This window comes from Rhodanobacter sp. FW106-PBR-R2A-2-24 (genome assembly GCF_058789615.1).
This window is the reverse complement of record NZ_JBYTBV010000002.1, coordinates 1,724,673-1,739,472: the sequence shown is the minus strand read 5'-3', so window position 1 is coordinate 1,739,472 and position 14,800 is coordinate 1,724,673. Positions and strand designations below refer to the sequence as shown.

The following is a 14,800-nucleotide window of genomic DNA, read 5'->3' as shown; positions in this document are numbered from 1 at the left end:
GTTTGCGCCTGCCATGCACCTGCGCTCAGCCCTGATTTCTGCCGCTCTGGCGCTACTGCCCGCCACGAGCCAGGTCACCCACGCGCAGAGCACCGCCGGCACCACGCCGCCCCCGCCCGTTCCCGCCAACGTCCCGCTACTTGCCCCGGTGGTGGTCAGCGGCGTCGTCCCTGGCCCCGGCCTGTGGAAGGTGAGCAAGGACGATCACGTGCTTTGGGTGCTGGGCACGCTGTCGCCGCTGCCGGGCAGGATCCAGTGGGAGTCGCGCGAGGTGGCGCAGGTGCTGGCGCAGTCCAGGCAGGTGCTGTTGGCGCCGAAGATCACGCTGCATGCGGACGTCGGCTTCTTCGGCAAGCTGTTCTTGCTACCCAGCGCGTACAGCGCGCGCAAGAACCCGGACGGCAAGACGCTGGATCAGGTGATGGATGCGTCGACCCATGCGCGCTGGCTGGCGCTCAGGCAGAAGTATCCGGGCGAGGATCGCGGTGTCGAGCGCTGGCGCCCGCTGTTCGCCGCGCAAGACTTGTACAAGAAGGCCTTGCGTGCGAACGGGCTGAGCAACAACGGCGGCGTGCCGGGCACGGTGGCGGCGCTGGCCAAGGCCGATGGCGTGCCGGAAACGCCGGTGGAGTACCGCGTGGAGATCAAGCATCCCGGTGCCGCGATCAAGGCGTTCAAGGCCGGTGCGCCCAGCGACATGGAATGCTTCGGCGCCACGCTGGATGCCATCGAGCACGACCTGCCGGCGATGACCGCGCGCGCGAACGCCTGGGCCACCGGCGACCTGGACGCGCTGCGCACGCTGCCGGACAGCCACCGTCGCGATGCCTGCGTCACCGCGCTCGCCAGCGCGGGCTTTGCCCGGCAACTGGGCCTGGCCGACGTGCCGGCGCAGCTGCGGGCCAGCTGGCTGGCGGCTGCGAAGCAGGCGCTGGCGAGCGACACGGTGAGCTTTGCCATGCTGCCGATGGACGAGCTGCTCTCGCCCAACGGCTACCTCGCCGCGCTCAAGGCGCAGGGCTATGCCGTGGAAGCGCCGATCGGGCTGGACGACGACGCGCCCGCCGCTTCCTCCGGCAGCGCGCCCGCTGCGGCTGATACGCCATGATGCCGCGCTGAACTTTGCCGCCGACGGCCTGTCCGAAGCAGGCCCGGCGGCCCCATGTCGCCATCAACGAGCAAGGATGAAAGGATGCACAAGCGAGTGTGGATGGCCGCGATGCTCGGCCTGATGAACCTGCCGGCCCTCGCGCAAACCGTGCCCGCACCTGCGGCCACGGCGGCGAAGACCCTGCCCGCCGTGGTGGTCAGCGGCGAGTTGCCGGGGCCGGGGCTGTGGAGGGTAAGCAAGGGCGATCACGTGCTGTGGATACTCGGCACGCAGTCGCCGCTGCCGAAGAAGATGCAGTGGCAAGCGCAACAGGTGGAGGCCACCGAGCTGGCCGCGCAGGCGCTGCTCTTGCCGCCGGCCATCGAGGTGAACGCGAAGGGTGGTTTCTTCAGTCACCTGTTGCTCTTGCCGCGCCTGATCGGCATTCGCAAGAACCCCGACGACAAGAAACTGGTGGATGTCCTGCCGCCACCGGTGTACGCGCGCTGGCTGGTCTTGAAGGCGCGTTATCTCGGTCACGACAACGGGGTGGAGAAGTTCCGGCCGATCTTTGCGGCCGGCGAACTGTACGAGGCCGCGGTGAAACAGGCTGGCCTCAGCGACGACGACATCGCCGGCAAGCGGATGCGCAAGCTCGCCAAGCAGCACGGCATCCCGCAGGTGAGCACCAGTTTCAAGTTCACCATCGATGATCCGAAGCAGGCGCTCACGACCTTCCGCCACGGCAGCATGGACGACACCGCCTGTCTGGTGCAGACCATGGATCGCATCGAGCACGACCTGCCGCACATGCAGGCGGCGGCCAATGCCTGGGCCACTGGCGATATCGACACGCTGACGGCCCTGCGCCGCGAGCACCACAGCGACGCCTGCACCGACGCCTTCGACGGTTCCGACCTCGCGCGCCAGCAAGGCCTCGACAACGTGCCGGCCAAGGTGGAGCAGGGCTGGCTGACAGCCGCCGACGCGGCGCTGGCGAAAAACCGCAGCACGCTGGCACTGCTGCCGATGGGCGAGCTGCTCTCGCCCACCGGCTATCTCGCCAAGCTCAAGGCGCAGGGCTACTCGGTGGCCTCGCCCAGCGAGCTGGACGACGAACCGGCGCCAGCGTCCAGCACCGCGCCCAGCCCGGCCGGCAGCACCACGGGAGCACTCGCGCGCTGAGGCGCGGCGCTGGCGCGGTCGAGCCGTTCGATCGCTTCGGTGGGCAGCGTGAGCCGCAGTGCGCCCAGCAATTCCTCAAGCTGCGCCACGCTGGTCGCGCTGGCGATGGGCGCGGTGACGCCGGGGCGGGCCATCAGCCAGGCCAGCGCCACCTGTACGGGTGTGGCGTGCTGCGCGGCAGCCACTTCATCCAGCGCGGCCAGCACGGCCAGGCCGCGCGGGTTCAGGTGGCGCTGTGCCGCACGGCCGCGCGCGGCGCTCTTGGCAAGGTCGGCGGCGCAGCGGTATTTGCCGCTGAGAAAGCCGCTGGCCAGCGCGTAGTAGCAAATCACGCCCAGGCCTTCCCGGCGCGCCAGCGGTTCGAGCTCGGCCTCGTAGGCGGCGCGCGCCACCAGGCTGTATTCGGGTTGCAGGCATTCGTAGCGCGGCAGGCCGTGCTCGCGCGCCACCGCCAGCGCGGTTTCGAGGCGGCCGGCGCGAAAGTTGGAGGCGCCGATGGCACGCAGCTTGCCGGCTTCGATCAGCCGCGCGAATTCGCCGAGGATGTCGGCCATCGGCACGCTGGCATCGTCCTCGTGGGCGAAGTAGAGATCGAGGTGGTCGGTATGCAGGCGGCGCAGCGAGTCGTCCAGTGCGACGCGGATGTTGATGGGTCGCAGGCCGCTGCGGCGATCCCACTTGCCGACCTTGCTGGCGAGCAGCACGCGCTCGCGCTTGCCGCCTTGCTGCAGCCAGCGGCCGATCAGGGTCTCCGATTCGCCGCCGCGATTGCCCGGCACCCAGGCCGGGTAGACGTCGGCGGTGTCGACGAGGTTGCCGCCACCGTCGACGAAGGCATCGAGCAGCTCGAATGCACGCCGCTCGCTCACGCTCCAGCCGAAGACGTTGGCGCCGAAGACCAGCGGCGCGATGGCGAGCGGGGAACGGCCAAGGGGACGCAGCGGCATGGGAATCTCCTGCGGGATGGGGCCCCGATGATGGCGCGATGCGGTGTGCTGGCGCCATGAGGCGGGTCAGGCCGCGCCGGGGCATCCGCTACAATGCGCGGCATAAATCATCGCGACACCATGAGGATTTCCTATGCAGCGCACCGCCATCCTCGTCGACGGCGCTTTTTTCCTTGCCCGCTACCGCAAGGTATGGGGCGAGCGCGACGCCAGCGACGCACGCACCGTGGCCAAGACCGTGTTCGGCATGGCGCTGGAACACCTGAAGGCGCTGGATCGCCCGCGCGAATCGCTGTACCGCATCTTCTTCTACGACTGCCCGCCGCTGGACAGGATCTTCGTGCGCCCGGTGAGCGGCGAGAGCGCGGATTTCGGCAAGAGCGGCGCCGCCGCGTTCCGCCGCGAGCTGCACGACCAGCTGCGCCGCCAGCGCAAGATGGCGCTGCGCCTGGGCCGGCTGGCCGAACGCGGTGAGTGGAAGCTGAAGCACCAGACCCTGCAGCAGCTGCGCGACGGCAGCCTGAAGTGGGACGAGCTGCGCGACGACCATTATGAGCCGGACATGCGGCAGACCCAGGTCGACATGAAAATCGGCATCGACATCGCCGCGCTGGCGCACAAGCAGCAGGTGGATCAGATCGTGCTGGTGGCCGGCGATGCGGATTTCATTCCGGCGGCGAAGCTGGCGCGGCGCGAAGGCATCGATTTCATCCTCGACCCGATGTGGCAGGGCATCGCCAGCGACCTGCACGAGCATATCGACGGCTTGCAGTCGGTGTGCCCACGGCCGTTTTGACGCGGCGTTTTTCGCAAAAAGTGATCGCCCGCGAGCGGGCTCCTACGAAGCGCGGTCAGGTTCGGCGGTAGAGCAGATCCCACACGCCGTGGCCGAGGCGCAGCCCGCGCCGCTCGAAGTGGGTTTCGATGCGCCATGCGGGCTGGTCGGCGTACTGGCCGGGCGCCACCGCATTGCGCCAGGCGGGCGCGGCTTCCATCACCTCCAGCATGTGCTCGGCGTAGGGCTGCCAGTCGGTGGCCAGGTGCAGCAGGCCGCCCGGTGCCATGCGCGAGGCGAGCAGGGCGACGAACTCGGGCTGGATGATGCGGCGCTTGTGGTGGCGCTTCTTGTGCCAGGGGTCGGGGAACCAGATGCGCGCCTCGGCGAGCGTGTCCGGCGCGATCTCGTGCGCCAGCACCTCCACCGCGTCGTGCCTGTACAGACGCACGTTGCGCGCGTCGTGCGCGGCCAGGGTGTTCATCAAGCGGCCCACGCCGGGGCCGTGCACTTCCACGCCAAGGTAGTCGCGCGCGCCGTCGTGCTCGCTGGCGAAGGCCAGCGCCTCGCCGTTGCCGAAGCCGATCTCCAGCACCAGCGGCGCGGCGCGGCCGAAGCGGGCGGGGAAATCCTGCCGGTTTCCGCTGTAGTCGATGCCGAAGCGGGCCCAGTGCTCCTCGAAGGCGCGCTGCTGGGCGGGCGTCATGCGGCCCTCGCGCAGCACGAAGCTGCGGATGCGGCGCAGGTGGTCGGGGGGCGGGGTGTCGTCGTGGGTCATGGCAGCGCGGCCGGGGGCGCGATCGGCAATCGTCCATTGTAGCGGCGTGCGGCGTTGCACCGCGCACGAAAAACCCGCGCGTGGCGGGTTTCTCGTGCGGCTTGCGTTGGCGTGGGCGGTGCTTCAGTGCTGCTGTTGGTCGTCCTTGCGCGAAGGCTCGTGGCGCGGCGGTTCGGCGCGGTGCTGGGCCGATTCGGCCGGCCGCGGCGCCTCCCGCGGTGGCTGAAAGCTGGGGCGCGGCGGCTCGTAGCGGGGCGGCTGATAGCTGGGCTCGCGCGGCGGCTGGTAGTTCTGGCGCGGGGGTTCCTGGCGCGGTGGCTGGTAGGCCGGTTCGCGCGGGGGCTCGTCGCGGGGCGCCCGGTCGTTGCGCGTTTGCGCGGGTTGTTCGACGGGGCGCGGCGGTTCGTAGCGCGGCGGCTGGTAGGCCGGTTCGCGACGATATGGCGGTGCGTCGGCCGGCGCACGTTCAAAACGCGGCGGCTGCGGCGGGTTGTTGTCGGCGGGACGTGGCGGCGCCACTGCGTGGCGGCTCCCGGGGTCGCGGAGGTCGCCCGCACCGACGCGCGGCGCGGGTTCATCCACGCTGCGGATGGGCGCCACTGCGGGTAGACGGCGCGGCTCACCGCGCGGATGAGCGTAGCTGGATGAGGGCAACGCGCCGGCTTGCACGGGCTCGGGCTGACGCACACGGGACATGTCGACCGGCGCGGGCTCGGTGCGCGGCAGGTTGCCACGCGCCGAACCGGTGCGATCCACCATGGGCGGCTCGCGTGTTGGCTCGCGTGCCGGTTCACCGCTGTCCGCGATGCGCGGGCCGCCGTGCGCGTTCAACACGCGCACGTTGTTGAACGGCGCCTGCACGCGCGGCATGGGGCGAGGGGCCGTGTCGCCGGCGGGGTGCGTCACCGGCAGTGCGGTCGGTGGCGGCGTGCGCGCCACCACGTTGCGGCGGAAGTCGGCGGTGGGCAGCGGACGGGCCTGCTCGCCGCGCAGCGGCGCGATGGCGCGCGGGGTCGGGCGCAGTGTGTTCACGCCGCGCGCCATTACCGGCGCCACCGCGATCTCGTGCGGATCCATCCGCAGCAGGTCGCGCTGTACATGCCGGCCGTCGGCGAAGGCATGGCCCGGTACTGCCGTGAAGCCGTGCGGCGCGGTGCGGTTGGCCCAGTGATGATCGGCCGGCACGCGGCCGTCGCGGTAGTCGGCGTAGTGGCGATCGATGTTGTTGATGACCGTGGTGCGGTTGTAGGTGTTGTGCACGTAGATGTTGGTGATGTTCACGCGCTGGTAGTAGTGGCGGTCGCAGTGGTACCAGGGGTTGTAGATTTCGCCCGGGCCCAGCGGGAACCAGCCCACGGGGCCGACGCCGATGGAGACGCTCCAGCCGCCACCGCCGACGAAGGCCACCAACGCCGGGGCATACACCGGGCGCACCACGATCGGGCCGGGGATCCAGCCCCATGCGCCACCGACGAAGGCCCAACGGCCGTAGTGGTAGGGCGCGAAACCCCATGGCGCGTCGTCCACCCAGGTCCAGCCCCACGGCGCGATCCAGGCCCAGTGGCCGGTGCGGTAGGGCGCCCAGTCCGCGGGCATCGCGCTCGGGTACCACACCGCGCCATATTCGCTGCTGGTTTGCCAGCGGCCGTACTGGTCGAGATCCTGATAGCCCACCACGTCGGTGGAGACGTAGCGGCGCGTGACCGATTGCGTATAGCGTCGGTCGCGCTGGCTGCTCCAGGCGTCGAAGGCGTCGCCGGCGCCGATGTCGGTAATCATCAATGCGCCCAGCCCGGCGTCGTTGAACTGGTAGCTGCGGCCGGCGAACACGTCGCGGCTGGCGTTGTTCTCGCCGTAGACGGTGGCCTGGCCATCCATCACGCTCACCCGCGTGCCCTGGCCGTCATTGTCCACGTCCACCCGGTAGCTGCCGGGTCGGGTCACCACCAGTGCCAGCGTGGGCGTATCGATCTCGTAGCTCTGGCCCTGGTCCAGGTGGCGCACGCTGAGATTCACCGTGCCGCGGGTGAGTTCCACCTGGGCGAGGTTGTCGTTCAGGTTCAGCAGGCCGAAGTCGGTGTTGCCGGCCATGCGCAGCACGCCGCCGCCCAGCTCCAGCTCGGCGCGCGCGCCGTTGCCGGTGGCAAGTTTGTCGCCGGTGGTCAGCGGGCGGTTGATGTCGGCGTCGGCCCAGGTCTGGCTGCCAGTTGGCAGCAGGCCGAGGTTGCCGCTGAGGTAGGACAGCCGCGCCACGCGGTCGGGCGGCGCGGTGGTGTCACCGGCGGTCGATTGCGCCTGCGCGAGCGCGGCGGTGGCGCACAACAGCAGTACGGCGCAGGGCCGCCAGTGGCGGCGCCATGAAGCAAGCAAGGGTGCAAGCACACGCATCGGAGTCTCCTGTTTCCTGGTGCAGCGCGACGCTGCCGCGCGTCGCGCGGCCTCGGTTCGATTATGGGCACGGTGCGCGCCGCGATGACGGCCGCCAGGGGGTTTGCTGCGCTGCGGGTTCAGCCGGCGGACACGCGGCAGCGGGCTGGTGTTCATGCTCCGGGACGTGGCGGCGATTCCCACCGGTCGCTTCCCGGGTTACCATCCGCCGGCCGATGCGGGTGTAGCTCAATGGCAGAGCTGTAGCTTCCCAAGCTACTGACGAGGGTTCGATTCCCTTCACCCGCTCCACGCATGGCGCGGCCACGCCAGTTGCTGTCGTCCTCCGATCGCATCGACATCGCTACGGCACCGCCATGAAAATCGCCATCCTCTCGCGCAACGTACGGTTGTATTCCACCCGGCGCCTGGTGGAGGCGGCGCGTGCGCGCGGCCATGTGGTGCGCGTGCTCGACCCCCTGCGCTGCTACGTGCGCATCGCGCCGGGCGACGTGGCGATCCGCTACAAGGGGCGGCCGGTGCGCGACATCGACGCGGTGATTCCACGCATCGGCACGCAAAGCACCTTCTACGGCACCGCCGTGCTGCGCCAATTGGAGATGGCCGGCGTGTACACGCCCAACGGTTCGGATGCGGTGCTGCGCGCACGCGACAAGCTGCGCTGTCTGCAGATCCTCGCCGCGCAGGACATCGCCATGCCGGTCACCGTGTTCGGCGACAACCCGGACGACACCGAGGATCTCATGGCGCTGCTCGGTGAACCGCCGCATGTCATCAAGTTGAACGAGGGCAGCCAGGGCACCGGCGTGGTGCTGGCCGAGAAACACGCCGCCTCGCGCAGCGTGATCGAGGCCTTCCGCGGCCTGTATGCCAACTTCCTGGTGCAGGAATTCATCGCCGAGGCCAAGGGCTGCGACCTGCGTTGTTTCGTGGTGGGCGGCAAGGTGGTGGCGGCGATGCAGCGCACAGCGGGCGCGGGCGATTTCCGCGCCAACCTGCACCGCGGGGGCAGCGCCGCGCCGGTACGCCTGAGCAAGGAAGAGGGCCGTGTCGCGGTGCGTGCCGCCGAAGCGCTGGGACTGGGCGTGGCTGGCGTCGACCTGCTGCGCTCCGCGCGTGGCCCGCTGGTGCTGGAGGTGAACGCTTCGCCGGGGCTGGAGGGCATCGAGGCGGCCACGGGGGAGGATGTGGCCGGCGCCATCATCGAGCTGCTGCAGGTGCGGGTTGGCGCACGGTCGACGGCGGGTGCCGGCCGTCACGGAACGCTACGAAAGATGTAGTACGAAATCTTCGTTGATGGTCCGGATCGGCCTCGCCACTTGGCCGGTGAGATCAACGGCATGGTGCATGGGCTGCTGGAGGCTCAGCCGGTGGCGGCATCGCCCACCGGCGTTTTCGAGCAGGTGGCATTGCAGGCCATGCGCGGCTGGCGTTACGCCATGCCCGGCGGCGCGCCGATCGGACGGCATGATCGCCAGGTGCTGGTGTTTGATCCGCAGGCCGATGCGCTGCCTGCCGGCGACGGTGTGCTGGCGGCGGGCGGCGCCTGCCACGTGGTCACCGGTTCGCACATCTGCCGGAATTACGCGGCCGATGGCGCGGCGACGGTGGCGCATTAGGGAAACTCCGATTTTGCCCCGCTGTCGAAGTGAAGCCGCCACCCACCGAGCGTAACCGATGCCTCAGCAGCTGACCTTGGCCACGCAGTCCGATGCGGGTTTCGAAGCCCACCGCAAGACGACTCGCCGCGACGTGTTCCTGGCCGAGATGGACAAGGTGGTGCCGTGGACCGAGCTGTGCGCGGTGATCGAGCCGTTCTACCCCAAGCCGCGTGCCGACGGCGGTGGCCGCCCGAGCGTGGGCCTGGAAAGAATGTTGCGCATCCACTTTCTGCAGCAGTGGTACGCGCTGTCCGACCCGGCGGTGGAGGAGGCGCTGTACGACTCGGCGGCGATGCGCCGGTTTGTGGGCATTGACCTGGGCCGCGAATCGGCGCCGGACGAGACGACGGTGTGCAAGTTCCGCCACCTGTTGGAGCGGCACGGGCTGGCCGACCAACTGTTTGCGACCGTGGGCAAGCACCTGAAACGGCATGGCTTCAAGCTGTCGCAAGGCACGATCGTGGACGCCACGATCATCGCGGCCGCGCCATCGACGAAGAACAAGGTCAAGGCGCGCGACCCGGAGATGCACCAAACCAAGAAGGGCAATCAGTGGTTCTTCGGCATGAAGGCGCACATCGGCGTCGATGCTGAAAGCGGCCTGGTGCACACGGTAAAGGGAACGGCGGCGAACGTGGCTGACGTGACCGAGGTGCCGAACCTGCTGCACGGCAAGGAGCGGCATGTGTTCGGCGATGCGGGCTACACCGGCGCCGAGAAGCGGGCTGTGAAGCGCGGGCGCACGTTCTGGATCGCGGCCAAGCGCAGCGTGGTGAAGGCCATCGACGATACCAAGCTGCGCGAAATTACCGAGCAGCTGGAACACGCGAAGGCCTCGATCCGTGCCGCGGTGGAACACCCGTTCCGGGTCATCAAGCGCCAGTTCGGCTATGTGAAGGTGCGCTACAAGGGCCTGGTCAAGAACACCGCCCAGGTCAAGACGCTGCTCGCGCTGGGCAACCTGTGGATGGCACGCAAGCATCTGCTGGCTTCCGTGGGGTAGGTGCGCCCGGAGAGCGCACCACAGCGGCCAAGGGAGGCAGCCGCGAGTGAAAAACCACATGCGAACCGGCGCAGGGGCGTGCACTCGACCATCGCCACGCTGCGCGCGCCACGAAAAATCCGGCGTCGTCACTGACAGTGGTTAATCAGACGATCCTTAGAAACCGCCGGAGGACGGGCGTATCGTGACCGGCGGATGTCCGCGCCGAAGTCGCGGCCGCTGCCATGCCTGCATCCGGCCCGCAGCGGGTAGGGGCAAAGCTTGTTAAGCTGGCACACCCGACCGGCCGCTGGTGCCGGTGCCTCCGCGGAGCGGCACATGCGCGTACTGGTGATCGAAGACAACAGCGATATCGCCACCAATATCGGCGACTATCTGGAAGACCGCGGCCATGTGGTGGATTTCGCCGGCGATGGCGTCACCGGGTTGCATCTGGCGGTGGTGAACGATTTCGACGTGATCGTGCTCGACCTCACCCTGCCGGGTCTGGACGGGCTGGAGGTGGCGAAGAAACTGCGCCACGAGGCGCACAAGCAGACGCCGATCCTGATGCTCACCGCGCGCGACGCGCTGGAGCAGAAGCTCACCGGCTTCGAGTCCGGCGCCGACGACTACATGACCAAGCCGTTCGCGCTGGCCGAACTGTCCGCGCGGCTGGAAGTGCTGGCGCGGCGCGGCAAGGGCCCGCAGAGCCGCGTGCTCAAGGTGGCCGACCTCACCTTCAACCTCGACACGCTCACGGTGAATCGCGCCGGCAAGGCGATCCAGCTGAACCCGATCGGCCTCAAGCTCTTGCAGGCGCTGATGGAAGCCAGTCCCGCCGTGGTGACGCGGCAGGATCTGGAGCAGAAGGTGTGGGGCGAGGAGTTGCCCGATTCCGACTCGCTGCGCGTGCACATCCACGGTTTGCGCGCGGCCATCGACAAGCCGTTCGAGAAGCCGCTGATCCACACCCGGCACGGCATTGGCTACCGCATGGTTGACCCTGACGCGATCCAGGCCTGATGCAGTCCAGACGCAAGCTTCGGTTCCGCCTCGTCATCTCCTTCGCGTTGTTCGGCTTCGGCCTCAGCGCCCTGTTCGCCGTGGCCTCGCTCTACGTGCGCGCCAAGGTGGAAGACCAACTGGTGGTATCGGCGCTGCAGCACGATGCCGACCAGGCGGTGGACAAGGTCATCGCGCACCCCGGCCAGCCCGCCAGTTCGGAATTGATCGACGCCTGGATGTGGAGTGACCGCACCCTCTACAAGGCGCCGTTGGCGTGGCAGAACCTGGCCACCGGCGTCTACGACATGCATGACGTGGACGAGCAAGGCCGCCCGCGGCACTACAAGCTGGCGGTGCGGCGCAAGGGCGACATCATCGGCTTCGTGCGCTACGACGTGAGCCGCGAGGAGCTGGGCAAGCGGCAGCTCATCACCTCGTTGATCGTGGTGGTGCTGCTGTTCAGCCTGCTCTCGCTGGCGATCGGCCTGTGGTTGTCGCGGCGCGTGCTCAAGCCGGTGACCCAGCTCGCCAAACGTATCCGCGACTTTCGCAAGATTGGCAAGGCCGAGCCGCTGGCGTCGCATTTTGCCGACGATGAAGTGGGCGAGCTGGCGCAGGCGCTGGACGACTATTCGGCGCGGCTCACCGCGATGGTGGAGCGCGACCGCGAGTTCAATTCGGATGTGAGCCACGAACTGCGCACGCCGCTGGCGGTGATCGCCAGCACCACCGAACTGCTGCAGGGCTCGCCCGACCTTACGCCCAAGCTGGCCGAGCGGCTCAAGCGCATCGAGCGCGCCTCGCGCCAGGCCACCGAGCTGATCGAGGCGCTGCTGCTGCTCTCGCGCGCCGAACGGCGTGGTCCCACCCGCGGCGAAACCACCGAGGTGGGCAAGGTCGCCGCCGACGTGATCGAGAGCCAGCGTCCGCAGTTGCGCGGCAAGCCGGTGGAGATCGAGCTGGAAGCGCGCGAGCCGCTCAGCGTCAACGCGCCGGCCTCGGTGCTGTCGGTGGCGCTCACCAACCTGATCGGCAACGCCATCAAGTACACGCTGGAAGGCACGGTGCGCGTGGAAGTGGGCGCAGGCCGCATCGAGGTGATCGACACCGGCCCCGGCATCAAGCCGGAGGACGCCGAGCGGCTATTCCAGCGTGGCGTGCGCGGCGAAGGCGCCGGCGGCAGCGGCGCCGGCCTCGGCCTCGCCATCGTGCGCCGGTTGTGCGAACTCTACGGCTGGCAGGTGGCCATGCGCCCGCGCGGCGAGCGCAATGGCGCCATCGCCAGCATCGAGTTCGGCTGAAACGTCAGCGGAAGCGCAGCGCCAGCCAGGACAACAGCGCCAGCAGGTTGATGCCCAGCCGCGAAGCGGCCGGCCCGCCCAGCGCCAGCACGAAGCCCTCGCTGCCGAAGTGCCAATCCAGCCCCGGCCGCAGCGGCAGGTGCAGTACGGCGAACACGTTGAAGTAGGCGCCGCAGTGCATGGCGTAGCTGAAGACCGGTGTGGCGAGCAGCGGCAGTTGCAGCAGCTGCGCGACCTGCGAGAAACGCACGCCGCGCTCGCTGTTGGATAGCAGCAGCACGCCGGCCGTCAGCACGAAGGCATAGGCGGCCAGCGCCAGCGCGGCCAGCAACGAGGCGTGTGCGAAGCCGGACATCAGGAGTTCGCGCAGCTTGGTGGCGAAGCCATAGAAGCCGCCGGCCACCTCGAATATGCCGATCAGGCGGAACAGCAGCAGGCGCATGCAGGGGACATCCGAGGGGTGGACGGTGCGGGACGGATCAGCGCGAGCCGGCGCTCGCTGCTGTGGCCGGCAGTGGTGCGGGGTCGACGTTTGCCTGCACCGGCGGCCGAGGCGGGAAGGGTGCTACCGGGGTGGCGTCGCTGGCGCGGCGTGCCAGCCCGCCGTGCTTGAACAGGTCGCTGGCCACCTGGTAATAGGCGATGGTGGTGTCGACCAGCGACTGCTTGACCGGCGAGACCGGAGTGGCGTCGCCGGTGGCGAAGTCTGGCTTCAGCTGTTCGACGCGTCGGCGCGGTTCGAGGATGGAGAGCGTGTCGCCGCGCAGATAGCCGAGTTTTTCGTAGGTGCCGGGGAAGGCGTGGCCTTGCTCCGGCGCGCGCTGGAACACGTCCTGGCCGAAGAAGCGCGAGCGGTAGCTGAAGTCGAGCAGGCCGAGCAGGGTGGGCGGGATGTCGAGCTGGCCCATCAACGCGTGCACGCGGCGCGGCGCGATGTGGTCGGGCGCGTAGATCCACAGCGGGATGTGGTAGCGGTTGATCGGCAGGCTGGTCTTGCCCGCGCTCGACGCGCAATGGTCGGCGGTGATGACGAATACGGTGTTGGCGAAATACGGCTTGGTGCGCGCGCGTTCGATGAAGTCCTTGATCGACCAGTCGGTATAGGCCACCGCGCCGGGCCGCGAGGGCGAGCTCCACTTCACCCGTCCGGCCGGGTAGGTGTAGGGGCGGTGGTTGGAGGTGGTCATGATGTGCAGGAAGAACGGCTTGCCCGCGGCGTGCGCCTGATCCATCTGCCGCAGCGCCAGCGTGTACAGATCCTCGTCGGCCACGCCCCACACGTTCTGGCTGTGGATGGGCATGTCTTTCGGGATCGCGCTGCGGTCCACGTCGGTGTAGCCGTTGTGGCCGAAGAAGTAGTTCATGTTGTCGAAGTAGCCGTAGCCGCCGTAGACGAACTCCGACACGTAGCCGCGATCGTTGAACACGCTGGCCAGCGAGAACAGGTTCTCGTTGTTCTGCTCGCGCACCAGCGAATCACCCGGCGTGGGCGGCACCGACAGCGCCAGCGCCTCCAGCCCGCGCACCGTGCGCGTGCCGTTGGCGTAGAGGTGGTCGAAGAACAGGCTCTTGGACACCAGCGAGTCGAGAAAGGGCGTGAGGCCTTGCGTGTTGCCGAAGGTGCCGAGGTAGTCGCCCGACAGGCTCTCCACGCTGATGAGCACCACGTTGAGGTGCTGCTCCGGGCCGACGGCGCGGATCTCGCGGGTGAGGTCGCGCGGATCGTTGCTGACGAAGCTGGCGTTGGGTGCGGCCAGATCCTTGCGCACGATGGCGAAGGCCGTGTCATCGGGCAGCGAGCGGTAGAACTTCTTGAAGTCGAGATGGCTGGAGCGGAACGCCGCGAAGAACTGGTAGATGCCGTTGCCGGCCAGTTCGTTGACGTAATTGTTGGCGGTGCGATCCTTCAGCTCGCCGTTCACGCCGGCCACCGAGACGATGGTGAGCACGAGCCACACCAGCGGCACGCGGGCGCGCTGCATGAGTGTGCTGCCACTGTCCTGCGCGCGCAGGCTGCGGCGGGAAGCCAGGAACACCAGCAGCGCCAGCACCACCAGCAGGCCCAGCCACAGCCCCACCGGGTAGGACTCGCGGATGTTGCCGATCACCTCGGTGGTGTAGACGAGGTAGTCCACCGCGATGAAGTTGAAGCGCACGCTGAACTCGTTCCAGAACACCAGCTCCGCGGCGGCCACGAACAGCAGCCCGTATAGCAGCGCGAGGCCGAGCACGTACAGCCCCCATTGTCCGTTGGCGCGGGTGTAGGTCAGCGCGGGCAGTGGCAGGAAGAACAGGAACAGCACGAGGATTGGCCACGATTCGTGCAGGTGCACGTGCCAGAGCAGGAACAGCGCGCCCAGGCAGGCCGCGTACAGCGCGCCCAGCAGCAGCAGCCAGGCCAGCCAGCGGCCCAGTCCGGTCACCGGCGCGGCGCGCGTGGGCACCAGCCACAGGTACAGCACCAGCGGCCAGGCGACGTAGATGAGGGTGACGAGGTCGTAGCCCAGGCCCACACCGAAGGCGTACAGCCAGTGCAGCGGAGTGGATGCCACGTTGTGGCCGGACATCACCAGTAGCGCCACGCGTGTCGCGAAGCCGAGGACGAGATAGCCGATGCCCAGCCACCACAGCGGACGGAAGCGCTGGCGCAGCGGCGAGGAGGTGAACAAGGGGCGCGTCACGGCA

Annotated in this window: 13 protein-coding genes and 1 tRNA gene; 9 read left to right on the top strand and 5 right to left on the bottom strand. The window is 68.7% G+C overall.

Annotated elements, in window-relative coordinates:
- The first annotated feature begins 13 nt into the window (after positions 1–13).
- Together AC3WQA_RS09240 and AC3WQA_RS09235 are read left to right on the top strand one after the other, a co-directional pair.
- On the top strand, positions 14–1,108 hold the full coding sequence (locus tag AC3WQA_RS09240) for a TraB/GumN family protein (RefSeq protein WP_492674776.1): 1,095 nt from the start codon (positions 14–16) through the stop codon (positions 1,106–1,108).
- Between the two features lie 84 nt (positions 1,109–1,192).
- Positions 1,193–2,275, top strand: a complete 1,083-nt coding sequence (locus AC3WQA_RS09235; protein ID WP_492674775.1) for a TraB/GumN family protein — start codon at positions 1,193–1,195, stop codon at positions 2,273–2,275.
- Here the strand turns inward: AC3WQA_RS09235 and AC3WQA_RS09230 are convergent.
- Positions 2,173–3,222 carry an aldo/keto reductase gene (locus tag AC3WQA_RS09230; RefSeq protein WP_492674774.1) on the bottom strand — a complete coding sequence of 350 codons (1,050 nt, stop codon included), beginning with the start codon at positions 3,220–3,222 and terminating at the stop codon, positions 2,173–2,175. The genes AC3WQA_RS09235 and AC3WQA_RS09230 overlap by 103 nt on opposite strands.
- A 133-nt stretch (positions 3,223–3,355) precedes the next feature.
- Between AC3WQA_RS09230 and AC3WQA_RS09225 the strand changes: the two genes are divergently transcribed.
- Complete coding sequence (locus AC3WQA_RS09225; RefSeq protein WP_492674773.1) at positions 3,356–4,018, top strand: NYN domain-containing protein; 663 nt, start codon at positions 3,356–3,358, stop codon at positions 4,016–4,018.
- 55 nt (positions 4,019–4,073) lie between these two features.
- Here AC3WQA_RS09225 and trmB read toward each other — a convergent pair whose 3' ends face one another.
- Positions 4,074–4,775, bottom strand: coding sequence for a tRNA (guanosine(46)-N7)-methyltransferase TrmB (gene trmB / locus AC3WQA_RS09220; protein ID WP_492674772.1), 702 nt, complete (start codon positions 4,773–4,775; stop codon positions 4,074–4,076).
- A 123-nt stretch (positions 4,776–4,898) separates the two neighbouring features.
- Complete coding sequence (locus AC3WQA_RS09215; protein ID WP_492674771.1) at positions 4,899–7,163, bottom strand: DUF6600 domain-containing protein; 2,265 nt, start codon at positions 7,161–7,163, stop codon at positions 4,899–4,901.
- A 217-nt stretch (positions 7,164–7,380) separates the two neighbouring features.
- On the opposite strand from AC3WQA_RS09215, the gene AC3WQA_RS09210 reads away from it, so the two are divergent.
- The 6 genes from AC3WQA_RS09210 to AC3WQA_RS09185 all read left to right on the top strand — a co-directional run bounded on the left by AC3WQA_RS09210 (position 7,381) and on the right by AC3WQA_RS09185 (position 12,115).
- Positions 7,381–7,454 (top strand) — tRNA-Gly (locus AC3WQA_RS09210).
- 65 nt (positions 7,455–7,519) lie between these two features.
- Positions 7,520–8,443 (top strand): 30S ribosomal protein S6--L-glutamate ligase, encoded by a 924-nt coding sequence (gene rimK / locus AC3WQA_RS09205; protein WP_492674770.1) that lies wholly within the window; start codon positions 7,520–7,522, stop codon positions 8,441–8,443.
- A gap of 39 nt (positions 8,444–8,482) precedes the next feature.
- Positions 8,483–8,782: a hypothetical protein gene (locus AC3WQA_RS09200; RefSeq protein ID WP_492674769.1), complete on the top strand. Its 300-nt coding sequence runs from the start codon at positions 8,483–8,485 to the stop codon at positions 8,780–8,782.
- A gap of 58 nt (positions 8,783–8,840) precedes the next feature.
- On the top strand, positions 8,841–9,827 hold the full coding sequence (locus tag AC3WQA_RS09195) for an IS5 family transposase (protein WP_492673891.1): 987 nt from the start codon (positions 8,841–8,843) through the stop codon (positions 9,825–9,827).
- 318 nt (positions 9,828–10,145) lie between these two features.
- Positions 10,146–10,832 (top strand): response regulator transcription factor, encoded by a 687-nt coding sequence (locus AC3WQA_RS09190; protein ID WP_492674768.1) that lies wholly within the window; start codon positions 10,146–10,148, stop codon positions 10,830–10,832.
- Entirely contained in the window at positions 10,832–12,115 is a 1,284-nt protein-coding gene (locus AC3WQA_RS09185; RefSeq protein WP_492674767.1) for a sensor histidine kinase, read from the top strand. The genes AC3WQA_RS09190 and AC3WQA_RS09185 overlap by 1 nt, the downstream gene beginning before the upstream one ends.
- Before the next feature lie 4 nt (positions 12,116–12,119).
- On the opposite strand, the gene AC3WQA_RS09180 is transcribed toward AC3WQA_RS09185, so the two are convergent.
- Positions 12,120–12,557 (bottom strand): hypothetical protein, encoded by a 438-nt coding sequence (locus AC3WQA_RS09180; protein ID WP_492674766.1) that lies wholly within the window; start codon positions 12,555–12,557, stop codon positions 12,120–12,122.
- A gap of 37 nt (positions 12,558–12,594) precedes the next feature.
- Complete coding sequence (locus AC3WQA_RS09175; RefSeq protein ID WP_492674765.1) at positions 12,595–14,796, bottom strand: LTA synthase family protein; 2,202 nt, start codon at positions 14,794–14,796, stop codon at positions 12,595–12,597.
- Between the last annotated feature and the right edge of the window lie 4 nt (positions 14,797–14,800).